The sequence below is a fragment of the Thermomonospora catenispora genome (assembly GCF_006363815.1).
Classification (GTDB): Bacteria; Actinomycetota; Actinomycetes; order Streptosporangiales; family Streptosporangiaceae; genus Thermomonospora; species Thermomonospora catenispora.
The window spans coordinates 265,128-291,475 of the sequence record NZ_RRYT01000002.1 but is presented as its reverse complement, the minus strand read 5'-3'; the positions used below and the strand labels follow the sequence as shown (position 1 = coordinate 291,475).

At 73.7% G+C, this 26,348-nt stretch carries 18 protein-coding genes; 13 read left to right on the top strand and 5 right to left on the bottom strand.

Translation table 11 applies throughout. The features are described 5' to 3' along the window. Positions 1-21: 21 nt before the first annotated feature. From EIO00_RS03060 to EIO00_RS03045, 4 genes are all read right to left on the bottom strand, one after another. A complete protein-coding gene (locus EIO00_RS03060) occupies positions 22-801 on the bottom strand; it encodes an electron transfer flavoprotein subunit beta/FixA family protein (RefSeq protein WP_140175341.1) in 780 nt (259 codons plus the stop codon). A gap of 301 nt (positions 802-1,102) precedes the next feature. Then, entirely contained in the window at positions 1,103-2,521 is a 1,419-nt protein-coding gene (locus EIO00_RS03055; protein ID WP_161602633.1) for a serine/threonine-protein kinase, read from the bottom strand. A gap of 87 nt (positions 2,522-2,608) precedes the next feature. Next, on the bottom strand, positions 2,609-4,570 hold the full coding sequence (locus EIO00_RS25495) for a serine/threonine-protein kinase (protein WP_140175339.1): 1,962 nt from the start codon (positions 4,568-4,570) through the stop codon (positions 2,609-2,611). A gap of 211 nt (positions 4,571-4,781) precedes the next feature. Further along, a complete protein-coding gene (locus tag EIO00_RS03045) occupies positions 4,782-5,558 on the bottom strand; it encodes an SDR family NAD(P)-dependent oxidoreductase (protein WP_140175338.1) in 777 nt (258 codons plus the stop codon). A 143-nt stretch (positions 5,559-5,701) separates the two neighbouring features. Between EIO00_RS03045 and EIO00_RS03040 the strand changes: the two genes are divergently transcribed. Together EIO00_RS03040 and EIO00_RS03035 are read left to right on the top strand one after the other, a co-directional pair. Further along, positions 5,702-8,680 carry a DEAD/DEAH box helicase gene (locus tag EIO00_RS03040; RefSeq protein WP_140175337.1) on the top strand — a complete coding sequence of 993 codons (2,979 nt, stop codon included), beginning with the start codon at positions 5,702-5,704 and terminating at the stop codon, positions 8,678-8,680. Then, complete coding sequence (locus EIO00_RS03035; protein WP_241661079.1) at positions 8,677-9,501, top strand: SWIM zinc finger family protein; 825 nt, start codon at positions 8,677-8,679, stop codon at positions 9,499-9,501. The genes EIO00_RS03040 and EIO00_RS03035 overlap by 4 nt, the downstream gene beginning before the upstream one ends. A 107-nt stretch (positions 9,502-9,608) precedes the next feature. Here the strand turns inward: EIO00_RS03035 and glgP are convergent, their stop codons facing one another. After that, on the bottom strand, positions 9,609-12,206 hold the full coding sequence (glgP, locus tag EIO00_RS03030; protein ID WP_140175336.1) for an alpha-glucan family phosphorylase: 2,598 nt from the start codon (positions 12,204-12,206) through the stop codon (positions 9,609-9,611). Positions 12,207-12,661: 455 nt separating this feature from the next. Between glgP and EIO00_RS03025 the strand changes: the two genes are divergently transcribed. The 11 genes from EIO00_RS03025 to EIO00_RS02975 all read left to right on the top strand — a co-directional run bounded on the left by EIO00_RS03025 (position 12,662) and on the right by EIO00_RS02975 (position 26,048). Continuing rightward, positions 12,662-14,632 (top strand): alpha-1,4-glucan--maltose-1-phosphate maltosyltransferase, encoded by a 1,971-nt coding sequence (locus tag EIO00_RS03025; RefSeq protein ID WP_206664017.1) that lies wholly within the window; start codon positions 12,662-12,664, stop codon positions 14,630-14,632. A 104-nt stretch (positions 14,633-14,736) separates the two neighbouring features. Next, positions 14,737-16,512 (top strand): maltose alpha-D-glucosyltransferase, encoded by a 1,776-nt coding sequence (gene treS, locus EIO00_RS03020; protein ID WP_241661087.1) that lies wholly within the window; start codon positions 14,737-14,739, stop codon positions 16,510-16,512. 3 nt (positions 16,513-16,515) lie between these two features. Beyond that, positions 16,516-17,946 carry a maltokinase N-terminal cap-like domain-containing protein gene (locus EIO00_RS03015; RefSeq protein ID WP_140175334.1) on the top strand — a complete coding sequence of 477 codons (1,431 nt, stop codon included), beginning with the start codon at positions 16,516-16,518 and terminating at the stop codon, positions 17,944-17,946. A gap of 175 nt (positions 17,947-18,121) precedes the next feature. Then, entirely contained in the window at positions 18,122-18,955 is an 834-nt protein-coding gene (locus EIO00_RS03010) for a glycosyltransferase family 2 protein (protein ID WP_241661078.1), read from the top strand. Between the two features lie 11 nt (positions 18,956-18,966). Beyond that, positions 18,967-20,058 (top strand): GNAT family N-acetyltransferase, encoded by a 1,092-nt coding sequence (locus EIO00_RS03005; protein WP_140175333.1) that lies wholly within the window; start codon positions 18,967-18,969, stop codon positions 20,056-20,058. Further along, entirely contained in the window at positions 20,055-21,080 is a 1,026-nt protein-coding gene (locus tag EIO00_RS03000; RefSeq protein ID WP_140175332.1) for a glycosyltransferase family 2 protein, read from the top strand. The genes EIO00_RS03005 and EIO00_RS03000 overlap by 4 nt, the downstream gene beginning before the upstream one ends. Beyond that, positions 21,077-21,883: a polysaccharide deacetylase family protein gene (locus EIO00_RS02995; protein ID WP_241661077.1), complete on the top strand. Its 807-nt coding sequence runs from the start codon at positions 21,077-21,079 to the stop codon at positions 21,881-21,883. Before EIO00_RS03000 ends, EIO00_RS02995 begins: the two co-directional genes overlap by 4 nt. Then, positions 21,880-23,220: a hypothetical protein gene (locus tag EIO00_RS02990; RefSeq protein WP_140175331.1), complete on the top strand. Its 1,341-nt coding sequence runs from the start codon at positions 21,880-21,882 to the stop codon at positions 23,218-23,220. The genes EIO00_RS02995 and EIO00_RS02990 overlap by 4 nt, the downstream gene beginning before the upstream one ends. Then, positions 23,220-25,319: a hypothetical protein gene (locus EIO00_RS25490; RefSeq protein ID WP_140175330.1), complete on the top strand. Its 2,100-nt coding sequence runs from the start codon at positions 23,220-23,222 to the stop codon at positions 25,317-25,319. The genes EIO00_RS02990 and EIO00_RS25490 overlap by 1 nt, the downstream gene beginning before the upstream one ends. Beyond that, positions 25,316-25,708, top strand: a complete 393-nt coding sequence (locus EIO00_RS02980; protein WP_140175329.1) for a hypothetical protein — start codon at positions 25,316-25,318, stop codon at positions 25,706-25,708. Before EIO00_RS25490 ends, EIO00_RS02980 begins: the two co-directional genes overlap by 4 nt. A 121-nt stretch (positions 25,709-25,829) precedes the next feature. Beyond that, a complete protein-coding gene (locus EIO00_RS02975) occupies positions 25,830-26,048 on the top strand; it encodes a hypothetical protein (protein ID WP_140175328.1) in 219 nt (72 codons plus the stop codon). Positions 26,049-26,348: the final 300 nt, after the last annotated feature.

The window sequence follows — 26,348 nt, the reverse complement described above, 5'->3', positions numbered from 1 at the left end:
GTTGCTCTCCTTCCCCGCTTCTCAGATGAACTTCTTCGACGCGAGGAACTCGGCGATCTTCACGCCGCCATCGCCCTCGTCGGTGACGATCTGGCCCTTGGCGCGCGGCGGGGCCTCGGTGGCGTCGACCACCTCGCTGGCCGCACCGGCCAGGCCGACCTTGTCGGCCTCGATCCCGGCGTCGGCGGCGCTCAGGGTCTCCACCGGCTTCTTCTTGGCCGCCATGATGCCCTTGAACGAGGGGTACCGCGGCTCGTTGATCTTCTCCACCACGCTGACCACGGCGGGCAGGGCGGCCTCGACCTTGTCGTAGCCGTAGTCGGTGAGGCGCTGCACCCGAATGGTCGAGCCGTCGATCTCGACCTTGCTGGACAGCGTCAGCTGCGGCACGCCCAGCCGCTCGGCCAGCATGGCCGGCAGCATGCCGGTGCGGGCGTCGGTCGACTCCGAGCCGCAGATCACCAGGTCGAAGCCGATCCGGCCGAGGACCTGCTGGATCGCGTAAGAGGTGCCCAGCGCATCGCTGCCCGCCAGCGCGTCGTCCACGAGGTGGACGGCCTTGTCGGCGCCCATCGCCAGCGCCTTGCGGATCGAGTCGGTGGCCTTCTCCGGACCCATGGTCAGGACGGTCACCTCCCCGCCATGGGCCTCCTTGAGAAGCAGCGCCTCCTCGATCGCGTACTCGTCGAGCTCGTTGATGACACCGTCGGCCGCGCCGCGGTCGAGCGTGTTGTCATCGGACTTCAACTTGCGCGGGCTCTCCGTGTCGGGAACCTGCTTCACGCAGACGACGATGTTCATGGCCGTCGACCGACCTCCCTGCACTCAATATGGCCGCCGTGAGCGGGCCTGGGGCGCCGCCCGGGCGGGTCGACGCGGAGCTGATGCGCACCAGCCTGCCAAACGGCCGAACCGGCTTCGGCTCCGGGTCCTGGTTCCAAGCCGTGCACCCCAAATGTTACCCACCAGTAGCATACCGGCAAATCGGCCGGTGAGAGAAGGTGTGCGGCGCACCGCCCGCTCCCGGGAACGCCCTCGCCGACCCGGCGGACCGAGACGGACGAAGTGGCGAAGGTCACATCGCCGAGGCCTTGCGGAAAGGTCAGGACAAGGCGTTCTGCAACCGTTCGAGGGCCGCCACGAGCGTGTTCTGCAAGCCGTACAAGGGGGCGAAGCTGGGCGTCAACGAGACCGTCCCGACCACCGTGAGGAAGGCCAGGGCGCCCAGCGCCGTCCCGACGAGCACGATCCTGCGGGGGTCGGGGGCCAGGCGGGCGAACATCCGCTCCAGCTGACGGCGGGGCGCCCCGATGCCGGGGGCCGCCCACAGCGCCGCGACGCCCGCGCCCGCCCCCCATGCGCACGCCCACAGCGGCGCGGCGTGGACGTCCACCGCCACCATCGCCACCAGCGCGACCGTGACCGCCACGGCGACGGCGGCGGCGTACGGCAGCGTCAGCGCGGTCCGCAACAGCGCCCGTCCCGCGTCCCCGGGCCCGGGCGACGCCGCGCCCCTGGCCGCCGCCGAGTCCAGGGTCCGCAGCACCACCGCCCCGAGCACGGCCGCCGCCGCGCCGGCCGCCGGCACCACGATCACCGCGGCGGCGACCAGGACCACGGTCAGCGCCGCGAGCAGCCTCGACCACGCGGGCCCCAGCTCGACCCGCGGCGCCGTCGGCGTCGGCGACGGACGCCCCGACCGGGGCACGGCCGGGACGTCCGTGTCGTCGCGCGGCGCGGCCTGCACGACCGGCGCCGCCGGCTCCTCCGGCGGCCCCAGGTCGACGGCGGCGACCGCCTCCACCAGCGCGCTCGCGGCGGGGCGGGCCGTCGCCTCCGGGGCGAGCGCGGCCGTCAGCACCGGCCGCAGCGGCTCGGGGACCTCCTCGGGCGGCGCGCCCGCGCCGGCCGGGGGCCGTCCGGTCGCGGCGAACACCACGGTCGCCGCCCATGCGTACACGTCGGAGGCGGCGGTGGCGATCTCTCCCGCCACGACCTCCGGAGCCTGATAGGCGGGCTCGCCGACCCCGGCCGCGCCCGGCGCGGGCACCGGTCCGAAGTCGGCGACCACCGGCTCGCCGCCCACCATCAGCACGGTCCCCGGCCGCAGGTCCCGGTGCACCGCGCCCGCCTCGTGGACCGCCGTCAGCGCCCTGGCCAGCCCCAGCGCCAATCGCCGCAGCGCGGCGCCGCGCAGCGGCCCCTTCCCGGCCACCGCGGTGGCCAGCGAACGCCCCGGCACGTACCGGGTCACCACGTACGGCGGCTCGGCGTGCGCATCGCCGTCCAGCACGTCGGCGGCGTGCGGGCTGAGCACCCGGCGCAGCACCGCGATCTCCTCCGCCAGACGGCGCCGCTCGGCGTCGCCGGCGACGAGCTCCGGCGGCAGCTCGCGGATCGCCACGTCCCGTCCGGCCGGGTCGGTGCCCCGGTAGACCACGCCCGTCCGGTCCGCCCGGACCCGGGCGAGCGCGCGGTAAGGGCCGATCCGCCCGATGAGTTCTCCCGATCGCTGGTTCATGGACTTCCGCATGAAGGTTCCGACAGGCCCGACCCTACCGGGCGCCGCCCGCCCGGTCTCCGGGGCCGGCGTCCGCGGCTCCGGCCGCTACCAGGGCCACAGGTCGCCGATGCCGCGGATCTCGTCGCGCAGGGCGTCCAGCCGCAGCCCCAGCGACGGGAACGGATACAGGTCGGGGGTCTCCCCGTACGACAGCGCGATCAGCACGACCGCGAACAGCCCCACCGCCAGCGCCACCGGAGCGGCCACCTCGCGGCGCGGCGCCACCGCCCCCCAGATCCGGACGAGCTGGCGGCGCGGCGCCCCGCTGCCCGGGGCGAGGGTGAGCAGCCCGATCACGGCCATCGCCCCGACCGCCAGGCTGCGGGTGGCGCTCAGATCCGGCGAGGCCACCAGCACCGCGAGCAGCACGACGAACACCGTGCTCAGCGCAGCCGCCGACAGCAGGGCGGTCGTGACCAGCGCGCCCGGCAGGGCCAGCGGCGAACGCAGCGCCGCCCCGACCGCGTCCCCGGAGCGGGGACCGCGCAGCGTCCGCCGCGACTCCAGCTTCTTGGCGGCGCGGTCGCCCATGCGCAGCAGCAGGGTGCCGCCGATCGTCGCCAGCACCGCCAGCACCGGGGCCAGCCAGGCGAACCCCAGCAGCGCGGCCAGCAGGAGACAGTTCAGCACCCGATACCAGCCGTACGGCTTGCGCACCTGGTCGGGCGCGGTCGCCTCCGCCGGAGGCGCCGGGGAGTGCCCGGTGGCCGGCCGCCCCGCGGAGGAGGGGTACGGGGCGTAGGGGGGAGGGCCGGGGGCCGGCGTCGGGGGCTGCGGCTGCGGATACGGCTGCGGACCCCACCGGGGCGGCTCGGTCGCCGCCGGGGCGGACGGGGCCGCGTAGGGCCGGTCGTAGGGGCCGGGCGCCGGCGGCGGGCCGGGCGGCGGGGCCGCGGGCGGCAGCCGTCCCACGAAGTCCTCGGGCTGCGCCGGGGCGGGAGCCGGAGCGGGAGCGGGTTCGGGCGGCGGAAGCGGCTGCGGGGCGGTCCGGCGGGGGGACGAGGCGGACGAGACGGAGGAGGCGGACGAGGCGGAGGAAGGCGGCATGGCGAACTCGCCGACCTGGTCCAGCCGCCGGGTCGGCGGATCCTCCGCCGGAGGCGGCGCGGCGGAGCGCTCGGGCCGGGGCCCGGATCGGTGCTCGGGCCGGGGCTCGGAGCGGAAGGAGTCCACCCGGGTCTGGTCGGTGATGGTGGCCTCGAAGTGGATCCGCCGGGTCAGCTGCACCAGCGTCACCGCGGTGGGCCGCTCCGCCGGATTGCGCGCCATCGCCGCGCGGATCACCGGCATCAGCGCCTCGGGCACCCCGTCCAGGTCGGGCCGCCCCTGCATGATCCGGTAGAAGATCGACTCGAACGGGCCGGTGCCGAACGGCGGCCGCCCGGTCGCCGCGAACGCCACCGTGGCGGCCCAGGCGTGCACGTCCGAGGGCGGTCCGGCGTCCTCGCCCTCGATGATCTCCGGGGCCAGATAGCCCGGCGTGCCGATCACCATGCCGGTGGCGGTCAACCGGGTCGCGTCGGCGGCCTGCGCGATCCCGAAGTCGATCACGATCGGCTCGCCGTCCAGCAGCATCACGTTGCCGGGCTTGAGGTCGCGGTGGATGATCCCGGCGCCGTGGATCGCCGACAGCGCCGAGGCCAGCCCCACCGCCAGCCGCTGCAGCGCAGGACCGTACAGCGGGCCGCCGTCGGGATCCTCGACGATCTCCTCCAGCGTGCGGCCCGGAACGTACTGGGTGACGATGTAGGGCTGCGGGGCGGTGACGTCGGCGTCCAGGATCTCGGCGACGTGCGGGCTGTGCACCCGCCGCATGGAGTCCACCTCGCGGGCCAGTCGGCGCACCGCCGTGGCGTCCCCGGCCACGCCCGGGCGCAGCACCTTGATGGCCACGTGCCGGCCCTGGGGGTCTTCGGCCAGGTGAACGACCCCCATCCCGCCCTCGCCCAGCGTGCGGATGAGTCGGTAGTGGCCGATGCGGTCCCCGGACGTGACTGCTCCCTCCATCGCTCCCCCGTCACCCTATCTTCGCCCGCGCGGATCGGAAGGGCTTCGGCGCCGGAAGGCATGGGATGACGACGAGGCCCCCGAGAACGCCATCCCGATCACCTTTGTACCGGTTTGGTGTACCGGGTTGGACGCCGGTGAAGGCGACGCGGTTCCCCGACGCCGCGCTCCGCCCTCGACGGTCGGCGGAGATCCCCGGCGGCCGGCCGGGTCAGTCGCCGGTCCGGGTCCGCGCCGCACGCCGCCACGTCCGGTCGACGGCCGTGCGGAGCAGCGTCCTGGGCGCCGTGCGCAGCGCCGGGAGCGCCACCTTGTACTGGACGCCCGGGACGCACAGGGCCCGGCCGGCCGCCACCGCCTCCAGGCCCGCGCGGGCCACGTCCTGCCGGCGCAGCCAGATCAGATCGGGCCCGGCCGACTCGTCGGTGCGGGTGAACCCGGGGCACAGCGCGGTCACGTGCACGCCCCTGCCGATCACCTCGGCGTGCAGGCTCTCCGACAGCGCGGCCACGTACGCCTTGGTCGCCCCGTAGACGGCGTTGCCGGGCGACGGGGTGAAGGCGGCCATGGACGCCACGTTGAGCACCCCGCCCCTCCCCCGCCGGAGCATGTCCGGCAGGGCCGCGTGGGTGAGCCGCGTCAGCGCCGTCACGTTGAGGTCGATCTCGGCGAGCCGCTCGGCCGGGGGGACCTCGGCGAACGGGCCGAACGCGGCGGACCCGGCGTTGTTGATCAGCAGGTCGACCGGCTCGTCGGTCAGCCGGCCGGCCACCCGCTCCAGATCGCCGGGATCGGTCAGGTCGGCGGGCAGGACCTCCACGCCGACCCGGTGACGCGTCGACAGCTCCTCGGCCAGCCGCCGCAGCAGGTCATCGCGCCGGGCCACCAGCACCAGATCGGCGCCGCGCGCCGCCAGCAGCCGTGCGAAGGCCTCCCCGATCCCGCTGGAGGCGCCGGTCACCAGAGCCTTTCGGAACTCCTGCCGCATACCCGGATGGTACCGGCGCGCCGCCCGATGCCCCCGTGGCGTCGGTGGCCGCTGCTAGCTTGTGAGGCCTCGCGAGCGGCCCGTGGAGGTTCGGAGAGGCCGCCCGCCGCCGTGAGGCCGTCGCGAAACGGAGGGCTCCCGCGATGCTCGTCGCCCACGCCGTCTGGCACGGCGGTGCGCTGTGCCTGTGGGCCGAAGGCCCCCCGGAGCGGCCGGGCGGGGACGGGGCGCATCCGTTCGCGGCCGATCTGACGGGCACCTCCTATGCGCCGTTCCTCCGCCGCGGGGCGCGGATCACCCTCGACCTGCTGCTGCCGACCGCGGAAGGGCGACCCGTCCCCTCCCCCGAGCTGACCGCCGTCCGGCCCCCGGACGGAGCCCCCGAACTGCGGAGATGGCGGGTGCCGGCGACGGCGCTCGATCCGTTCGCCGCGATGGCGCTGCTGCGGCACGCCGAAGGCGCCGCCGACGTGGTGCCCGGCGCCGACCTGCGCTATCTGGCGCTGCTCGCCGAGGTCGCCGCCGACCTGGTGCGACGCGGCCGGGCGCTGCCGAGCCTGCGTCGGGAGGACGGCGTCCCGGCGGCCCGATGGCGGCCCGTCCCCGACGACGCCGAACGCGTGCGCCGGCTGGCCGCGGCCATGCCCCCCGCCTGCCGGGCCGCCGAGGGGGGCCGCCCGGCGGGCGAGGTGCTCCGGGAGGCCCTCGGCTGCCTGGTCGACACGATCGTGCGCGGCGTCGTGCCCCATCCGCTGCTGCCGCCCCGGCGCGGCCGGGCCCCCGACCCCCTCCCCCTGGCCGAACGCTGGTTCGCCGCCCTCACCGGACCCGACCCGCGGGTCCGGGTCGAGCCCGGCGACGACCTGGCCGGCCTGGCCGCCGAACTGGACGCCTGGGCCGCCTCCGCCGCCGGTCCGTCCGGCCCGCTGCGCACCTGCTTCCGGCTCGTCGAGCCCGAGCCGCCCGAGGAGGCCTGGCGCATCGAGTTCGCGCTGCAGAGCAGCGAGGATCCCAGCCTGTACGTGCCCGCCGCGGCCGTCTGGGCGGGCGCGGCCGCCTCCCTGCCCGACGCCGGACGGGCCCTGCTGGCGGGCCTGGGCCGGGCGCTGCGGCTGTTCCCCGAGCTGGCCCGCGCGCTGGACGGCCCCGCCCCCGCCGAGCTGCGCACCGACACGGCCGGCGCGTTCCGCTTCCTGCGGCGGGCCGCCCCGCTGCTGTCCGCCGCCGGGTTCGGCGTCCTGCTTCCGCGGTGGGCGGACCGCGCCGGGACCGGCGACAGGCTCGGCATGCGGCTCACCGTCCGCTCTCGGGGCGAGCCCAGCGCCTCCTCCGGCTCCTCCGGTCTCGGTCCCGACGCCCTGGTCGACTTCCGCTGGGATCTGGCCGTGGGCGACGACCCCCTCACCGAGGAGGAGCTCACCGAGCTGGCCCGGCTCAAGGCGCCCCTGGTCCGCCTTCGGGGCCGGTGGGTCGAGCTGGACGAGGCCCGGCTCGAGGCCGCCCTGGAGTTCCTGCGCCGCCCCCGCACCGGCGCCATGACCGCCGGCCAGGTCGTGCGCGCCGCCGTCCACGCCGGCGACGAGACGCTCCCCCTGCTCGGCGTGCGCGCCGACGGTCCTCTGGGCGATCTGCTGTCCGGCGAGGCCGAGCGCCGCCTCGCCCCCGTCGAGGCCCCCGAGGGCTTCACCGCGACCCTCCGCCCGTTCCAGGAGCGCGGCCTGGCCTGGCTGAAGTTCCTCGACGACCTGGGGCTGGGCGGCGTCCTCGCCGACTCGATGGGGCTGGGGAAGACCGTCCAGACGCTGGCGCTGCTGGCGCTGGAGCGCTCGGGCGGGGCGCGGGTCGCGCCGACGCTGCTGGTGGCGCCCATGTCGCTGGTGGGGAACTGGCAGCGGGAGGCGGCCAGGTTCGTCCCGAAGCTGCGGGTGCACGTGCACCACGGAAGCGGACGGCGGCGGGGGGAGCGGCTCGCGGAGGCGGCGCGGCGGGCGGACCTGGTGCTGACGACGTACGGGACGGCGACGCGGGACGTGCGCGCGCTGGCGGGGATCGAGTGGAGACGGGTGATCTGCGACGAGGCGCAGGCGCTCAAGAACAGCGGAACGCGGCAGGCGCGGGCGATGCGGAGCATCCCGGCGCGCAACCGGATCGCGCTCACCGGGACGCCGGTGGAGAACCGGCTGACCGAACTGTGGTCGATCATGGAATTCGTCAATCCGGGGCTGCTGGGGCCGCGGGAGGCGTTCCGGGAGCGGTTCGCCAAGCCGATCGAGGAGCGGGGGGATCCGGAGGCGGCGGAGGCGCTGCGCCGGGTGACCGCGCCGTTCGTGCTGCGACGCCTCAAGACCGACAAGTCGATCATCGCCGACCTGCCGGAGAAGCAGGAGATCAAGGTCTACTGCAACCTCACCGCCGAGCAGGCGTCGCTGTACCGGGCGACGGTGGACGACATGCTGGCGCGGCTGGCCGAGGCCGACGAGCGGACGCGACGGGGCCTGGTGCTGGCCACCGTGTCCCGGCTCAAGCAGGTGTGCAACCACCCGGCGCACCTGCTCAAGGACGGCTCCCGGCTGCCCGGCCGGTCGGGGAAGCTGGAGCGGCTGGAGGAGATCTGCGCCCAGATCGTCGCGCACGGCGAGAAGGCGCTGGTGTTCACCCAGTACACCGAGTTCGGGTCGATGCTGCGGCCGTACCTGGCGGCGCGGCTGGGCCGGCCGGTGCTGTGGCTGCACGGGGGGACGCCCAAGCACCGTCGGGACGAGCTGGTGCGGCGGTTCCAGACCGAGGACGGGCCCGCGGTGTTCCTGCTGTCGCTCAAGGCCGCCGGGACGGGGCTGAACCTGACCGCCGCCAACCATGTGATCCACGTCGACCGGTGGTGGAACCCGGCGGTGGAGGACCAGGCCACCGACCGGGCGTTCCGGATCGGCCAGACCCGCGCCGTGCAGGTCCGCACCTTCATCTGCGTGGGGACGGTGGAGGAACGGGTGGACGAGATGATCGAGCGCAAGAAGGCGCTGGCCGACACCGTCGTCGGCGCCGGCGAGGAGTGGCTGGCGGAGTTGTCGGTCGCCGAGCTGCGCGAGCTGCTGCGGCTCTCCCCCGAGGCGGTGAGCGAGTGACGGTCCCCCGCGGCGCCCCCGATCACGCCTCCCCCGCCCCGGCGGGCGGCGGGGCCGGGACGCGCGGCGGTCCGGGCGCGGACGACGGGCCGTGGTGGTCGCGGCGGCTCCGCGCCGTGCTGGAGTCGTCCGGCGACCGCGAGAGGATGCGCCGGGGCCGGGAGCTGGCCCGCCGCGGCCGCGTGACCGGCCTGACGGTGCGCCCGCACGAGGTCGGCGCCCGCGTCCGGGGCCCCGGCACCGGGTCGCACGAGGTGGCCGTCGGCATCGCCGCCCTCGACGAGGACGCCTGGCGGGCGGTGGAGGCCGGGCTGGCGTCCCGTCCCGACCTGTGCGCCCTGCTGTCGGCCGGGACGATGCCCGGGGAGATCGAACGGGTCTTCGCCGGGCGGGGCGTCCGGCTGCTCCCCGAGTCGGTCGACGACCTGCACGTGATGTGCGACTGCCCGGGCTACGGCGGGCCGTGCGAGCACGCCGCCGCCGTGCTGCACCTGATGGCCGAGGCGGTCGGCCGCGACCCGTTCCTGCTGCTGGAGTGGCGGGGCCGCCCCCGGGAACGCCTGCTGGCCGCCCTGCGCCGTCGCGGCGGCCGCCGGGACGCCGGCCCCGCCGATCCCTTCGACGCGGCCGACGAGCCGCTCACCGCCGAGGACTTCTGGGCGCCGCGCCCCTCCCCGGCCGACCCGCGCGAGGATCGTCCCGCCGTCCCCGGTCCGCCGGACCTGCTGCTGCGGCTGCTGGATCCGCTCGCCGTCTCCGTCCGCCGCCGGTCCCTGGTCGACGCGCTCGCCCCCGCCTATGCGGCCATGCCGAACGCCTGAGCCGACACGCCCGCCGGCCGGGCCGCCGGGACGGGCGCGGGTCCCGCCGCCCGACGGCGGCCGACGACGGCGGCGTCCGCCGGCCCGCCGGCGGATCGGCGGGCGGATCAGCGGAAGTCGCCGTCGGTCATGCCGGACGGGGACGGCGGAAGCACCGCCAGGCCGAGCTCGGTGCGACTGGCCAGGAGCGGATGGCGGGGGATCACCCGGATGCTGTAGCCGAACGGCCCGCTGCGGTCCAAGGGGATGTCCCCGACGTAGCGCACCCGGCCGCCCTCCGGACCCTCGGCGGTCAGCTCCGCATAGGAGGGGGAGACGATCGCGTCGGACTCGTCCACGCGGCCGTAGACGGCCTCCACGGCGACGTCGCCGGGGGTGAGGTCGCCCAGGGAGACCACCGCGCGGACGTTCAGGCACGCGCCCACCTGAGGGCTGTCCTCGCCGACCGACTCGACATGGTCGATGGTGACGCCGGGCCAGGCCTTGAGGACCTTGGCCTTCCAGGCGGCCAGCTCCCGGGCCCCGGCGTAATCGTCGACGGCCATCGCCCTGGCCGAGGCCGCGGCCGGGGCGTACAGGCCGTGGACGTAGTCGCGGAGCATGCGGGTGGCCAGGACCTTCGGGCCCAGCGTGGCCAGGGTGTGCTTGACCATCTCCAGCCAACGGCGCGGCAGGCCGGAGGCGTCCCGGTCGTAGAACAGCACCGTGACGTGGTCGCCGATCAGCTCATACAGCGCGGCCGCCTCGAGCCGGTCGCGCCGGTCGGGATCGGACAGGCCGTCGGCGGAGGGGATCGCCCAGCCGTTGCGGCCGTCGAACCACTCGTCCCACCAGCCGTCGCGGACGGACAGGTTGAGCCCGCCGTTGAGGGCCGCCTTCATCCCGGAGGTGCCGCAGGCCTCCAGCGGGCGCAACGGGTTGTTCATCCACACGTCGCACCCGGCCACCATCACCTGGGCGAGCGCCATGTCGTAGTCGGGCAGGAACACGATCCGATGCCGCACGTCCTCGCGGTCGGCGAAGCGGACGATGTCCTGGATCAGGCGCTTGCCGCCCTCGTCGGCGGGGTGGGCCTTGCCGGCGATGACGATCTGCACCGGCCGTTCGGGGTCCAGCAGCAGCGCGCGCAACCGCTCAGGGTCGCGCAGCATCAGCGTCAGCCGCTTGTAGGAGGGGACCCGGCGGGCGAACCCGATGGTGAGCACGTCCGGGTCGAGGGCGTCGTCGATCCACGCCGTCTCGGCCTCGGAGGCGCCGCGCTGCCGCCAGGACTCCCGCAGCCGACGGCGGGCCTCCAGCACCAGCCGTTCGCGCAGCAGCCGGCGCACCCGCCAGATCTCGGCCTCGGGGACGGACAGCACGCCGTCCCAGCCGCCCTCGTCCGGTCCCGAGGCGGTCTCCCGGACGGCCAGGTCCAGCATCTCGGGGGCCACCCAGGTCTCGGCGTGCACGCCGTTGGTGATCGAGCCGATGGGGACCTCGGCGACGTCGAAGCCTCCCCACAGCCCGCCGAACATCTCCCGGCTGACCCGGCCGTGCAGCCGGGACACCCCGTTGACGCGCTGGCCGAGCCGCATGCCCATGACGGCCATGTTGAACACGGTGCGGTCGCCGTCGGGGTAGGTCTCCTCCCCCAGCGCCAGCACCCGGTCGACGGGGACGCCCTCCAGCGCCGCCGAGCCGCCGAAGTACTTGCCGATCAGCTCCCGGGGGAACCGGTCGATGCCCGCCGGGACCGGGGTGTGGGTGGTGAAGACGGTGCCCGCCCGGACCGCCTCCAGGGCCTCGTCGAACGACAGCCCGTGCTCGTCGATCAGCTCGCGGATGCGCTCCAGGCCGAGGAAGCCGGCGTGTCCCTCGTTGGTGTGGAAGACCTCCGGGGAGGGGTGCCCGCTGATCCGGCAGTAGGCGCGGATGGCCCGGACCCCGCCGATGCCCAGCAGCAGCTCCTGCAGCAGCCGATGGTCGGTGCCGCCGCCGTACAGCCGGTCGGTGACGTTCCGGGCGGCCTGGTCGTTGGCCTCCACGTCGCTGTCGAGCAGCAACAGCGGCACCCGGCCGACGCGGGCCAGCCAGATCTGGGCGTGCAGGGTGCGGCCCTCCGGCAGCCCGACCGCCACCCGCACCGGGGTGCCGTCGTCCGGCTCGCGCAGCAGGGTCAGCGGCAGCCCGCCCGGGTCGATCGCCGGATAGTGCTCCTGTTGCCAGCCGTCCGGCGACAGCGACTGGGAGAAGTAGCCGTGCCGGTACAGCAGTCCCACCCCGATGATCGGCACCCCGAGGTCGCTGGCGGTCTTGAGGTGGTCGCCGGCCAGGATGCCCAGGCCGCCGGAGTACTGCGGCAGCGCGGCGGTGATCCCGTACTCCGGGGAGAAGTAGGCGATGGCGCGCGGCGCGTCCTCGTTCACCGCGGACTGGTACCAGCGCGGGCCGGTCAGGTAGTCCCGCAGATCGTCTAACGCCGCGTCGAGCCGGCGCAGGAACCGCCGGTCCTCGGCGAGCACCGCCAGCCGGTCCGGAGGCACCTCGCCGAGCAGCCGGACGGGGTCGTGCCGGACCGACTCCCACAGCGCCGGGTCGATCGAGCGGAACAGCTCCAGCGTCTCGTGGTGCCACGACCACCGCAGATTGCCGACCAGCTCCTCCAGGCCGCGCAGGCGCTCCGGCAGCACGGTGCGGACGGTGAATCGTCGGATTGCCTTCACGTCTGTTCACGCTATGCGTTGCACGCCGCGCCCCGCGACCCCTCCCCCGGCAGATCACCCCGGGGGTTACCGAACCCTGCCGCCGTAGATCGTTCATCACGCGTCCGCGCCGATGCGATGGGGGACGGCGGGGCATCGGGAGGCGGTCGGGTGCGCGTCCGGTCCCGCCGCGGCGATACCGCACCGTGGCGCGCCGTACAAATCGGCTTGGCGACACGCGCGCAAGAAGTTGCCGAAAGTTAACGCAAGCCGCGGCGCGGTGCGCCCTCGGAGGCGGGCATGTCCTTTCTGGCCGATCGAGAGGCGGGCGAATTTGCCCGTTTTGGTGGCAAAGAACAGGCAAGGGGTGAGGTATGCGGGTGGACCAGAAGACGGCGCGGGATCGAAATCTGCCCGATGATCGCCCGAATGCGCGGCGGGCGGCGCCCTCCGATCCCGATCCGGCGCCCGCCCCGGTGATCGGCCGCATCCCCATCCTGGACGTGCAGCCGGTGGTGGGCTGCGGACGCTGGCCGGCCAAGGCGGTGGTCGGCGAGACGTTCGAGGTCAGCGCGACGGTGTTCCGCGAGGGCCACGAGAGGCTCGGCGCCGGGGTGGTGCTGCGCGACCCGCTCGGCAAGACCGGACCGCTGCTGCCGATGCGCGAGAAGGCGCCGGGCACCGACCGGATGGCCACCGAGGTGACGCCGACCGAGCCGGGCCTGTGGCGTTTCCGGATCGAGGCGTGGGGCGACCCGATCGCGCAGTGGCGGCACGACGCGCAGATCAAGATCCCGCGCGGCCAGGACGTGGAGTTGATGTTCGCCGAGGGCGCCCGGCTGTTCTCCCGCGCCGCCGAAGGGCTGCCGTCGCACGAGCGCGCCCCGCTCACCCGCCTGGCCCGCGACCTGGCCGATCCGACCATCCCCGCGACCGCCCGGCTGGAGGCCGCGCTGACCCCGGACGTCTCCGACCTGCTCGCCCGCTATCCGCTGCGCGAGCTGGTGACCACCAGCGAGTGGTTCCCGCTGGTGGTGCATCGCGAGCGCGCCCTGTTCGGTTCCTGGTACGAGTTCTTCCCCCGGTCCGAGGGGGCCTCCTTCGACCCGATGGGGCGCCGCGGTCCCATGTCGGGGACGTTCCGGACCGCCATGAAGCGGCTGCCCGCCATCGCGGAGATGGGCTTCGACGTGGTGTATCTGCCGCCGATCCATCCGATCGGGCGCACGTTCCGCAAGGGCCCCAACAACACCCTCACCGCCGGTCCCTACGATCCGGGCTCGCCGTGGGCGATCGGCTCGCCCGAGGGCGGGCACGACGCCGTCCACCCGGACCTGGGGACCATCGAGGACTTCGACGCGTTCGTGGCCTACGCCGGCGAGCTGGGCCTGGAGGTGGCGCTGGACCTGGCGCTGCAGTGCTCCCCCGACCACCCGTGGGTCACCGAGCACCCCGAGTGGTTCACCCGTCGGGCCGACGGGAGCATCGCCTACGCCGAGAACCCGCCGAAGAAGTACCAGGACATCTATCCGCTGAACTTCGACAACGACCCCGAGGGCATCTACCGGGAGGTCAGACGGATCGTCCGGTACTGGATGTCGCACGGGGTGCGGATCTTCCGGGTGGACAACCCGCACACCAAGCCGGTGCCGTTCTGGGAGCGGCTGCTGGCCGACATCGCCCGCACCGACCCCGACGTGCTGTTCCTGGCCGAGGCGTTCACCCGGCCGGCGATGATGCACACCCTGGCCAAGATCGGCTTTCACCAGTCCTACACCTATTTCACCTGGAAGAACTCCCGGCAGGAGCTGGAGGAGTACTTCCGGGAGCTGGCGGGGGACGCGGCGGTCTACATGCGGCCGAACGTGTTCGTCAACACCCCCGACATCCTCAACGAGTACCTGGTGCACGGGGGCCGCCCGGCGTTCGAGATCCGCGCGATCCTGGCGGCGCTGCTGTCGCCGACCTGGGGGATGTACTCGGGATACGAGCTGATCGAGAACGAGCCGGTGCGCCCGGGCAGCGAGGAGTACCGGGACTCGGAGAAGTACCAGTACAAACCGCGGGACTGGGCGGCGGCCGAACGCGAGGGCCGCTCCATCGCCCCGCTGATCACCAAGCTGAACGCGTTCCGGCGCGAGCACCCGGCGCTGCACCGGCTGCGCAACCTGCACTTCCACAACCCCGACCAGCCAGAGCTGATCTGTTTCTCCAAACGCCTCGGCGAGGACGTGGTGCTGGCGGTGGTCAACCTCAACCCGCACCACGTCCGCGAGGCGACCGTGTACCTCGACATGCCCGCCCTCGGCCTGGACTGGCAGGACCGGTTCACCGTCCACGACGAGCTGTCCGGCGAGTCCTACGACTGGGGGCAGGCCAACTACGTCCGTTTGGACCCCCACATCCGCCCGGCCCACATCTTCACGCTACGGAGCAGGAAGAATTGACCGACATCCCGCCCGCCGGCGTGATGCCGGAGGAACGCGGCGAGCTCGACGAGCAGGGCGCCGCGCGCGCCGCCGGCTCGTTCGGCGACGTGCCCTCCGATGCGATCCAGCTGACCGGCGACCCCATTCCCGACACCTTCACCCATGAACGGCCCCGGGACCCGTACTGGTACAAGCACGCGGTGTTCTACGAGGTGCTGGTCCGCGGGTTCAGCGACTCCAACGGCGACGGCACCGGGGACCTGCGCGGCCTGATCCAGCGGCTGGACTATCTGCAGTGGCTCGGCATCGACTGCATCTGGCTGCTGCCGATCTACGAGTCGCCGCTGCGGGACGGCGGCTACGACATCAGCGACTACACCAAGATCCTGCCGGAGTTCGGCGACCTGGGCGACTTCGTGGAGCTGGTCGACGAGGCCCACCGGCGCGGCATCCGGGTGATCGCCGACCTGGTGATGAACCACACCAGCGACCAGCACCCGTGGTTCCAGGCGTCCCGGACCGACCCCGACGGGCCGTACGGCGACTTCTACATGTGGTCCGACACCGACGACAAGTATCCGGACGCGCGGATCATCTTCGTCGACACCGAGGCGTCCAACTGGACCTACGACCCGGTGCGCGGCCAGTACTACTGGCACCGATTCTTCTCCCACCAGCCGGACCTGAACTACGACAACCCGGCGGTGCAGGAGGCGATGCTGGAGGTGCTGCGGTTCTGGCTGGACCTGGGCATCGACGGGTTCCGGCTGGACGCGGTGCCCTACCTGTACGCCCGGGAGGGCACCAACTGCGAGAACCTCCCCGAGACCCACGCCTATCTCAAGCGGGTCCGCGCCGAGGTGGACCGGCTGTACCCGGACCGGGTGCTGCTGGCCGAGGCCAACCAGTGGCCGGCCGACGTGGTGGAGTACTTCGGCGATCCGGCCACCGGCGGCGACGAGTGCCACATGGCGTTCCACTTCCCGGTGATGCCGCGGATCTTCATGGCGGTGCGGCGCGAGCAGCGCTACCCCATCTCGGAGATCATGGCGCAGACCCCCAAGATCCCCGAGAACTGCCAGTGGGGCATCTTCCTGCGCAATCACGACGAGCTGACGCTGGAGATGGTCACCGACGAAGAGCGGGACTACATGTACGCCGAGTACGCCAAGGACCCGCGGATGAAGGCCAACATCGGCATCCGGCGCCGGCTGGCCCCGCTGTTGGACAACGACCGCAACCAGCTGGAGCTGTTCACCGCGCTGCTGCTGTCGCTGCCCGGCTCCCCGGTGCTGTACTACGGCGATGAGATCGGGATGGGCGACAACATCTGGCTCGGCGACCGCGACAGCGTGCGCACCCCGATGCAGTGGACGCCCGACCGCAACGCGGGCTTCTCCCGGTGCGACCCGGCCCGGCTGTACCTGCCGGTGATCATGGACCCGATCTACGGGTACCAGGCGGTCAACGTGGAGGCGCAGCAGAACAACCCCAACTCGCTGCTGCACTGGACCCGCAAGATGATCGAGATCCGCAAGCGGCATCCGGTGTTCGGGCTGGGCAGCTATGTGGAACTGCCGGCGTCCAACCCGAGCGTGCTGGCGTTCGTGCGGGAGTACGGCGACGACCGGGTGCTGTGCGTCAACAACCTGTCGCGCTTCCCGCAGCCGGTGGAGCTGGACCTGCGCAGGTTCGAGGGGTCGACGCCGGTGGAGTGCATGGGCGGAGTGCAGTTCCCGGCGATCGGCGAGCTGCCCTACCTGCTGACGTTGCCGGGCCACGGCTTCTACTGGTTCGTGCTGCCGCCGCCGGAGCGCCCCGCCGAGACGTCGGGCGCGACCGGGCAGGAACAACCCGTTCCGCGGACCGACCCCCCGGCAGGAGACGAGGTGAGATGATTCGTGCGGCCGTCCGACCGCGACATCGAACAGGCTCTGATCGGCTGGCTCCCCCGGCAGCGGTGGTTCGCCGGCAAGGGCAGGGAGATCGCACAGGTCGAGATCGTCTCCGGCACACGGCTGACCGGCCCGGGCGGGCCGCCCGGAGCGGAGGAGCCCGAGCTGCGGCACACGCTGGTCGCGGTGCGCCAGGACGGCGCCCGCGATCTGTACCAGTTGCTGCTGGGGTTCCGGCATCGGCTGCCCGACCGGCTGCGCTATGCCGAGATCCTGGCGCTGGACGGCGTGCACGTCTACGACGCCGCGCACGATCCGGAGCTGACCGGTGTGCTGCTGCAGTGCCTAGCCGCCGAGGCCCGGGTGGGGCCGCTGAGCTTCCACCGGGTGCCCGGCGCGCAGGTGGAGACGGGGTTGACGTCGCTGGCGAGCACCGCCGAGCAGAGCAACACCTCGCTGGTGTACGGCGAGGCCTATATCTACAAGATGTTCCGGCGGATCGTCCCGGGCGTGAACCCGGACCTGGAGCTGAACCTGGCGCTGACGGAGGCCGGGTGCCGGCACATCCCCCGGTTGTACGGGTGGGCGGAGATGCGCCTGACCGACCTGGGCGACCGGGGCGGGGACCGTCCGGCGACGGTGGGGATGCTGTCGGAGTTCCTGCGCACGGCGTCCGACGGCTGGCAGCTGGCCACCACCAGCGTCCGCGACCTGTACGGCAGTCCGCCGGAGGTGTCCGCCGATCAGGCGGGCGGGGACTTCGCGGCCGAGGCGGAGCGGCTGGGCGTCGCCACCGCCTCGGTCCACCGCGACCTGGCCGAGGCGTTCGGGGCCGGTCAGGTGCCGCCGCGGGCGCTGCGCGAGGCGGCCGCCCGCATGGAGGAGCAGCTGGTCACCGCGTGCACGGACGTGCCGGAGCTGACCCGGTACGCCGAGCCCATCCGGGCCGCCTACCGGGACCTGGCGGAGCTGGAGCGGCCGGTGCCGGTGCAGCGGATCCACGGGGACTACCACCTGGGCCAGGTGATGCGGACCGATCGGGGGTGGGTGTTGCTGGACTTCGAGGGCGAGCCGGCGCGCACGCTGGCCGAGCGGCGGGCCCCGGCGCATCCGCTGCGGGACGTGGCCGGGATGCTGCGGTCGTTCGAGTACGCGGCGTGGTTCCTGCTGTCGGGGCCTCCGGGGGTGCATCACCGGGAGTCCGACCCGACGCAGTGGGCGCTGCTGGAGCGGCGGGCCAGGGAGTGGGCCGACCGCAACCGGGACGCCTTCTGCCGCGGTTACGCCGACGGCGGCGGGCCGGATCCGGGGGCGCACCGGGTGCTGCTGCGGGCGTTCGAGCTCGACAAGGCCGTGTACGAGGTCCGGTACGAGGCGCGCAACCGGCCGAGCTGGTTACACGTCCCGTTGAGCTCGCTCACCCGCCTGACCGCGTGAGCCCCGATCGCCTGAACCCCCCTCGCAGTGATTTGGGAACCCGTTCCGGCGGCGACCCGCCGGACGCATTGTCGGCCTGTGTCACCTGAGGGAGTGCTCAGTGCGAAATCTCACGACGTCATGGGACCAATCGCCGCCTGAGGAGGCGGGAATCGGGGACGCGACGGGGAGTCCCGTGCACTCCCGCCGTCCGGCCGGCGTCGCCGGCGGCTCCCGCGACGCCTCCTCGACCGCCCCCGGATCCCGGCTGGAGCCGGCCGGGCGCCGCATTCAATGGCCCACGGTCACGGCGGTGATACCGACCCTCAACGAGGCCGACAACCTGCGCTGGCTGATGCCGCGGCTGACCGCCGTCGACGAGGTCGTGATCGTCGACGGGCAGTCCACCGACGGCACCGTGGAGGTCGCGCTGGCGATCCGCCCGGACGCGAAGATCATCGTGGAGCCGCCGATCGGCAAGGGGGCGGCGATGCGCACCGGCATGGCCGCGGCGACCTGCGACCTGATCATCATGCTGGACGCCGACGGCAGCATGGATCCGGCCGAGTTCGACTCGTTCCTGGCGCTGCTGTGCCGGGGCTATGACTTCGTGAAGGGCACCCGGTACGGCTGCGGCGGCGGCTCGGACGACCTGACCGGGCTGCGCAGCCTGGGCAACCGGATGCTCACCAAGCTGGCCAACCTGCTGTACGGGCAGCACTGGTCGGACCTGTGCTACGGCTACGTGGCGATGCGCCGCGACGCGGTCGAGCGGCTGTGCCTGCGGTCCACCGGCTTCGAGATCGAGACCGAGATGTGCGTGAACGCGGTGCGCGCCGGCCTGCGGATCGCCGAGGTGCCCAGCCATGAGACCGAGCGCCGGCACGGGCAGTCCAACCTGAACACCTTCCGGGACGGCTGGCGGGTCCTCAAGACCATGATCCGGTTACGGTTCGCGGGCCCGCTGGAGCGCCCGGAGCCGGACCGCGCCCCGGCCGAGGCCCTGCCCGCGTTGAGCACCGTCGAGTGAGGGGCGGGGCCATGCAGATCACCGTGGTGCGGCCGGACGAACTCGGCCCGGTCGAGCTGGACCGCTGGCGCCGGTTGCAGCGCACCGACCCGGAGCTGGGCAACCCGTTCCTGGCGCCGGAGTTCGTGCTGGGGGTGGACCGGTTCCGCGACGGGGTGCGGGTGGCGGTCGTGGAGGACGGCGGCGAGGTGGCGGCCTTCTTCCCGTACCAGCGGGGCCGGGCGGGGGTCGGCCATCCCGTCGGGTTCGGGCTGACCGACCTGCAGGGCATCATCGCCCCGCCCGACCTGCGACTGGACGCCCGGCGGCTGCTGCGGGAGTGCCGGCTCGGGGTGTGGGACTTCGACCATCTGCTGGCGCACCAGCCGATGTTCGCCCCCTTCCATGCGGCGCGCCGCCTCGCGCCGGTGATGGACCTGTCCGGGGGGTTCGAGGCGTTCGTGGCCAAGGTGCGGGCGGCCTCCCCCAAGACCCATAAGACGATCCGCTACAAGGAGCGCAAGCTCGGCCGCGAGGTCGGCGAGCTGCGGTACGTCTTCGACTGCCGGGACCCCGCCGAGCTGGACCGGCTGATGGCCTGGAAGTCCGCCCAGTACGTGCGGACCGGCCGCAGCGACCGGTTCGCCCGGCCGTGGATCGTGGCGCTGGTGCGGCACTTCCACGAGACCGGGTTCGGGGTGCTGAGCGTGCTGTACGCCGGGGACCGGCCGGTGTCGGCGCATCTGGGGCTGCGGTGCGGAACGGTGATGGCGGGCTGGTTCCCGGCCTACGATCCGGCGTTCGGCCGATACTCGCCCGGCATGATCGGCCACCTGAAACTGGCCGAGAGCTGCGCCGCGGCGGGCATCACCGAGATCGCGATGGGCCGCGGCGGCAAGGAGTTCAAAGAGGGGCTGACCAGCCGGGAGATCCCGATCGCCGAGGGCCGGGTGGCCCGGCCGCTGTCGCGGTACGCGGCGGGCGCGGCGCTGCACTGGGCACGCACCGCGCCGCTCATCAGGGCGCGCAGCGCGGTGCTCGGCGACCGCAGGCTCTACGACCGCGCCGATCGGCTGCTCAAGGCGTACGCCCGGCTGCGTTCACGGTGGGTGAGGCGTCCATGAACATCTCGGTCGTGATCTGCGTGTACACCCAGCGGCGCTGGGAGGACATCCTGGCCGCGGTGGCGTCGGTGCGGGCCCAGCGGCACGCCCCGCACGAGATCATCCTGGTCGTCGACCACAACCCGGAGCTGCGGGACCGGCTGGCGGCGCAGCTGCGGGACCTGGTGGTGGTGCCGAACACGCACGCCCGCGGCCTGTCCGGCGGCAAGAACACCGGGGTGGCGGCGGCCAGCGGCGAGGCGGTGGCGTTCCTGGACGACGACGCGGTGGCCGCGCCGGGCTGGCTGGCGGCGTTCGCCAAGCATTACGAGGACCCGGCGGTGCTGGGGGTCGGCGGCCGGACGCTGGCGCTGTGGCCGGGTTCGCCGGCCGCGGCCGAGCTGCTCGATCCGGCCCATCCGCTGCTGAACGCCGCCGTCCCCGCCGAGAGCGGACGGCGACCGGAGTGGTTCCCCGCCGAGTTCGACTGGACGGTCGGCTGCACCTATGCGGGTATGACGCCGGGGCCGATCCGCAACCTGATGGGCGGGAACTCCTCGTTCCGACGGGAGGCGTTCGCGGTGGCGGGCGGGTTCGCCGAGGGCATCGGCCGCTCCTTCCACCGCCGCCCGCTGGGCTGTGAGGAGACCGAGTTCTGCATCCGGCTGCGGCAGCGCAGCCCGGGGGCGGAGCTGGTGTACGACCCGGACGCGGTGATCTGGCACCGGGTCCCGCCCGAACGCGCCCGCTTCGCCTACTTCCGGCGGCGCTGCTACGCCGAGGGCCTGTCGAAGGCGCTGGTCACCCGGAGCGTCGGCGTCCACGACGGGCTGGCCAGCGAACGCGTCCACGCGCTGCGCACCCTGCCGCGCGGCGTCCGGCGCGGTCTGGCGCAGGCGGTCCGCGGAGAGCCGGCGGGGCTGCGACGGGCCGCGGCCATCACGGTCGGGCTGGCGTGGACCGCCTGGGGGTACGCGGTGGGCACGGCGACCGTGCGGCGCCCGCCGCGCCGGAGGACCGTGCCGACGGAGGTCCGGCGGTGAGCGCGGTGCCGGTGCTGATGTACCACTCGGTCAACCCGCGTCCGTCCGCCGCCACCCGACGGCTGGCGGTGCACCCGGAGGCGTTCGCCGCGCAGATGGCGCTGCTGGCGGACCACGGGTTCACCCCGGTCACGGTGTCGGCGCTGGCGGCCGCGCTGCGCGGGGCGGGGACGCTGCCGGCGCGCCCGGTGGCGATCACGTTCGACGACGGGTACGCCGACTTCCACGAGCACGCCCTGCCGGTGCTGGCCGACCGAGGGTTCACCGCGACGGTGTTCGTGACCACCGGCTGGCTGGCCGATGCGGGCGAGACGGCGGCGGGCCGGCCGCTGGACCGGATGCTGACCTGGTCGCAGATCCGGGAGGCCGCCGCGGAGGGCGTGGAGATCGGCGGGCACAGCCACAGCCATCCGCAGCTCGACCAGCTTCCCGGAACGGCGCTGGCCGAGGAGCTGACCCGCAGCAAGGACCTGCTGGAGCAGCGTCTGGGCCGGCCGGTCGCCGCGATGGCCTACCCCTATGGCTACTCCAGCCGGCGGGTGCGGCGGGCGGTCGCCGCCGCCGGATACCGCTCGGCGTGCGCGGTCGCCAACCGACTGCCGCGCGGGGGGCGCGGGGCGCGCGGAGAGAACGTGCTGGCCCTGCCCCGGCTCACGGTGCGGTGGGACATGGGGCCGGAGACGTTCGCCCGGATCGTGCACGGCCGGGGCGTGCTGCGGACCTATGCCCTGGACCGTGCGCTGACCAAGGGCTATGCGGTGGTGCGCAGGGCCCGGTACGCGGCCCGGAGGGCGCGGCGATGAGGACGGCCGAGCGGACCCGGTCCCGGCGGGCCGGGCGCAACCCCGTGCGCTCCGTGATCAGCGGGGTGCGCGGCGACATGGCCGATCCGCTCTTCCGCAACGCCTACGCGCTGGTCGCCAACGGGGCGTTCACCGGGCTGCTGGGGCTGGCGTACTGGACGCTGGGCGCGCTGCTGTACGACCACGATCCGGGCCTGGTCGGCCGGAACTGGGCGGTCATCCAGGCGATCATGTTCCTCGGCGGGGTGACCACGCTCAACTTCCTGCTGATCCGGTTCCTGCCGCAGACCGCCCGGGCCGCCGGGCGGTTGGTGCTGGCCTGCTACGGGCTCGGGGCGTCGGCCGCCGCGCTGCTGGCGGTGGGGTTCTGGCTGGTGGTGCCGTCCCGGGCGCCGGTGTACGGGCATCTGGGCACGGCGGGGGCGGGTCTGTGGCTGGTGCTGCTGGCGGTGGCGTGGAACCTGTTCAACCAGCAGGAGGCGGTGTTCACCGGGCTCCGGCGCGCCACCTGGGTGCCGGTGGTCAACCTGGCGTTCGGGGCGGCCAAGATGGCGCTGCTGGTGGTGCTGGCGGTGACGCTGCACCCGGACGACGGGATCGTGCTGTCGTGGTTCGTCCCGGTGCTGGCGGCGCTGGTGCCGGTCAACGCGCTCATCTTCGGCCGGCTGATCCCCCGGCACCGGGCGGACAACCTGGGGCGCGGAGAGCGGCCCACCCGCCGGGACATCGTCCGGTACTTCGGCGGCGGGTGGCTGGGGGGCGTGTTCCAGTACGCCGCGGTCAGCCTGGTGCCGGTCGCGGTGACCGCCCACCTGCGGGACGACGCGGTCAACGCCTACTTCCAGATGGCGTGGGCGCTGGGGATGATGCTGGAGCTGCTGGCGCTCACCCTGTCGCTGTCGCTCACGGTGGAGGGGGCGTTCGACTCCTCGGTACTGGCCGCCGCGACCCGGGCGGCGCTGCGGCGCACGTTCGCCCTGATGACGCCGACCGTGGTGCTGGTGGTGCTGCTGTGCCCGGCGGCGCTGACGCTGCTGGGAGAGGGGTACGCCGCCGAAGGCGCTCCGCTGCTCAGGCTGCTGGCGGTGGCGATCCTGCCCAAGGCGCTGATCGAGATGCACGTCGGGGTGCTGCGGGTGCGCTCCGCGACCGGGACGATCGCCCTGGTGCAGGGCGTCCGGTTCCTGGCGGTGCTGGCGGCGGTGCCGCTGGTGTTCGACGGAACCGACCTCACCGCGATCGGCTGGGTGGTGCTGGGGGTCAACACGGCGGTGGCCGCGGCGATCGCCCCGTCGCTGCGGCGGGCCTGCACCGCCGCGAGGCGAGGCGGTGCGTGATGGCGATCCTGTCCGAGGAGCGGGAGGCCCCGCCCGCGGCCGAGCCCCTCGCCCGGGTCCGGCCCGTCCCGCACGGCCGCGCCGTCGGCGTGCTGACGGCGTGCTTCCTGGTCGGGCTGGCGTTGTACTGGGCGCCGCTGCGCGGAGTGGACCTGGCGGCGATGAACGGCTACGGGCTGATCTCCGTGCTGCCGATCGCCACGCTGGTCGGGGCCTTCGTGCTGGTGGTGACGTTCTTCGCCACGCTGGCGCTGCCCCGGCCGCGGCGGGTGCTGCTGACCGTGCAGCTGGTGGCGCTGGTGTTCGCGCTGCACGGGCTGGCCCCGGCGCTGGAGGAGACGGCCCGGCCGCCGACCGCCTGGCAGCACCTGGGGCTGGTGGAGTACATCACCCGGACCGGTGAGCCCCATGTCCTGCTGGACGCCCGCTACAGCTGGCCGGGGTTCTTCGCCGCGGTCGGCTTCATCGCCCACGCCGCCGGGATCGAGGACCTCGAACCGATCATGCACTGGTCCCCGGTGGGGCTGGAGCTGCTGTACCTGGCGGCGTACTACCTGATCCTGCGGGTCGTGTGGGCCGACTGGCGGGCCAAGTGGACCGCCGCCTGGCTGCTGGTGGCCGCCGACTGGGTGGGGCAGGACTACTTCGCCCCCCAGGGTCTGGGGTTCGCCCTGTACCTGCTGCTGGTGGGGATCCTGCTCAACCGGTTCATGCCGCGCACGGAGGAGTCGGCGTGGCCGCCCGGGCGCGGGTGGCTGTCGCTCGGGCCGAAGAGGGGGCCGGCGCCGGGCGAGCGGCCGGTGGGCCGCCCGGAGACGGGCGAGCGGATCGCGGCGCTGGCGGTGGTGCTCGGGATCGTCGTGATCACCGTGGCGACGCATCAGCTCACCCCGTACCTGATGCTGTTCACCGTGACCGCGCTGGTGCTGGCGGGGCGGTGCACGCTGCGCGGGTTGCCGGTCCTGATGGCGGTGCTCACCGCGTCGTGGATCGGCTACATGGCCAAGGCGTACTGGGAGGGGCAGAGCGAGAGCCTGTTCTCGGGGATCGGGAACCTGCTCGGCATCCTGCGCGCCAGCGTCGGCGAGCGGATCACCCGGAGCAGCGCGGAGCTGGCGACGATCCAACAGACCCGGGTCCTCATCGCGGTGGCGATGGTGGTGCTGGCGCTGTGCGGGCTGTGCCGGCGGCGGCTCCATCGGCTGGACGACCGGGTGGCCGCGGTGCTGCTGCTGGCGCCGTTCCTGGCGATCGGGCTGCAGCACTACGGCGGCGAGATCACGCTGCGGGTGTACCTGTTCATCCTGCCGGGCGCCTGCCTGCTGACGGCCTATCTGTTCTTCCCGGCCGCGGTCCCGGTGTCGCGGCCGACGCGGGCGGTGGGCGCGGCGGCGGTGTGCGGGCTGCTGGTGGCGGGGTCGTTCCTGTTCGTGCGCTTCGGGAACGAGAACTTCGAGCGGGTCAGGCCGGGCGAGGTGCAGGCGTTCCACGAGATCCTGCGGCAAGCCCCCCAGGGTCGCGTCAACCTGGTGTGGCAGACCGGGCGCAAGGGACCGATCGGCGCGTTCCCGCAGGCCCCCTGGGGATTGTCCGCGCAGGAGCGGTGGGACTACACCGAGCTGCAGGCGCCGCGACGGCCGGAGAACATCACGCCGATCCTGGAGGCCCTCCGGCAGCGCCCGGGCGGTTTCTTCCTCACCACGCGCAGCAACGAGGAGTACAACCACTACTTCTTCGCGCTGCCGAAGGACTACGCCCCCCGCCTGGTGAAGGCCTTGGAGTCCGCGCCGGAGCTGCGCCCGGTCTTCCGGCATCGGGACGCCGACGTCTTCGCCCTGCGCGTCGAGCCGGGGCCGGCGCCCCAGGTGGCGCCGCCGGCTCCGTTCTCCATCGGCCGGACCCCCTGGACGCCGGTGGGAGTGCCGGTCACGGTGCTGCTGGTGGTCGTCCTGGTCGTCCGCGAGGTCGCCCGGATCCGGGGGCGCCTGCCCCGGCGGGGCGCCCGCCCGGTGCTGCGGTGGCTCGGGTACGCGGTCTGGCCGCTGCTGGCCCTGTGGGCCTTCGTCCTCATCGAGCGTTTCCACGTGCTGGGGTCGTGATGCCTCCTTCGTCCCATCCGCTCGCGCCGATCGTCTCCGCCGCGGGTCTGGCCGGCGCCGTCCTCACCCTGCTCGGCGACACCTCCCCCTACACCGGCCTGCTGACCTTGGTGTTCCTGCTGACCGCCCCCGCCCTGACGGTCTGGCCGCTGCTGCCCCGGCTGTCCCCGCCGGCCCGGGTCGTCGCGTCCGGGGCCGTGACGATCGTGGTGAACGTCGCGGTCGCCCAGGCCATGCTCTCGCTGGGACTGTGGTCGATCCGCGGCGGCGTGGCCGTCGTCCTGGCGATCTGCCTGCTGGCGGCGCCGCTCGGCGTCGTCGTGTCCCGGCGGCCGGGGAGGGCCGCGTCCCATGAGGCGTCCGAAGAGGACTGGATGTATGAAGGCTGACGGCCGGGCCTCCCCCGAGGGGCTGTCCGCCCGGCGAGGGTGCCCTTACGGATAGCTTGACTGTTTGCGCCCCTCCATTCACATTTATATACACAAGGGGACTTTTGGAGGGATGCCCTGGATGGGGGACTTTGCCGACCTCAAAGCCGCAATTGAGGCCGAGTTCCCCGGTTGGACCGTGTGGCGCAGCGACACCGGACGCTGGTACGCGACCCGCACCCGAGACCTCACCGACGCCCAGCTCCAGGCCGGTCACGCGATGACGCTGGCGGCCGACGACGCGGCCGGGCTGCGGGAACGGCTCGCCCGCCGGTCCGACCGCCCCTCCGAGCGGGACTGAGCCGGCCGGCGGAGACGGGCGGGGCGATGCGGCCCCGACCCCCGCGATCCGCGACGCGGGCCCCGGCCCTCGCCGCGGATCGCGGAGGTCCGGGGGCGGACATCGAAGGGACGCCCGGCACGGCCATGGGAACGTGAACGCGCCGCCGCCCCGCGCCGCACGCCCCGCCTCCGGAGGACGCCCGTCCGCCCATTGCGCCCCCCTGTTTCGGCAAGACCCTTCCATCAGGTTTTCCAGGGCAACTGAAAAAATTCGGTCCGCCGCTCCATGACGGGCGTTCCAACGGTCATGGCAGGACGA

Excerpts from the sequence above, each read along its gene's own strand:
- EIO00_RS02975 (WP_140175328.1), top strand. The coding sequence starts at position 25,830 with ATGGGGGACTTTGCCGACCTCAAAGCCGCAATTGAGGCCGAGTTCCCC.
- EIO00_RS03060 (WP_140175341.1), bottom strand. The coding sequence starts at position 801 with ATGAACATCGTCGTCTGCGTGAAGCAGGTTCCCGACACGGAGAGCCCG.
- EIO00_RS03055 (WP_161602633.1), bottom strand. The coding sequence starts at position 2,521 with ATGAACCAGCGATCGGGAGAACTCATCGGGCGGATCGGCCCTTACCGC.
- EIO00_RS03040 (WP_140175337.1), top strand. The coding sequence starts at position 5,702 with ATGCTCGTCGCCCACGCCGTCTGGCACGGCGGTGCGCTGTGCCTGTGG.
- EIO00_RS03005 (WP_140175333.1), top strand. The coding sequence starts at position 18,967 with ATGCAGATCACCGTGGTGCGGCCGGACGAACTCGGCCCGGTCGAGCTG.
- EIO00_RS03000 (WP_140175332.1), top strand. The coding sequence starts at position 20,055 with ATGAACATCTCGGTCGTGATCTGCGTGTACACCCAGCGGCGCTGGGAG.
- EIO00_RS25495 (WP_140175339.1), bottom strand. The coding sequence starts at position 4,570 with ATGGAGGGAGCAGTCACGTCCGGGGACCGCATCGGCCACTACCGACTC.
- EIO00_RS03045 (WP_140175338.1), bottom strand. The coding sequence starts at position 5,558 with ATGCGGCAGGAGTTCCGAAAGGCTCTGGTGACCGGCGCCTCCAGCGGG.
- EIO00_RS02990 (WP_140175331.1), top strand. The coding sequence starts at position 21,880 with ATGAGGACGGCCGAGCGGACCCGGTCCCGGCGGGCCGGGCGCAACCCC.
- EIO00_RS25490 (WP_140175330.1), top strand. The coding sequence starts at position 23,220 with ATGGCGATCCTGTCCGAGGAGCGGGAGGCCCCGCCCGCGGCCGAGCCC.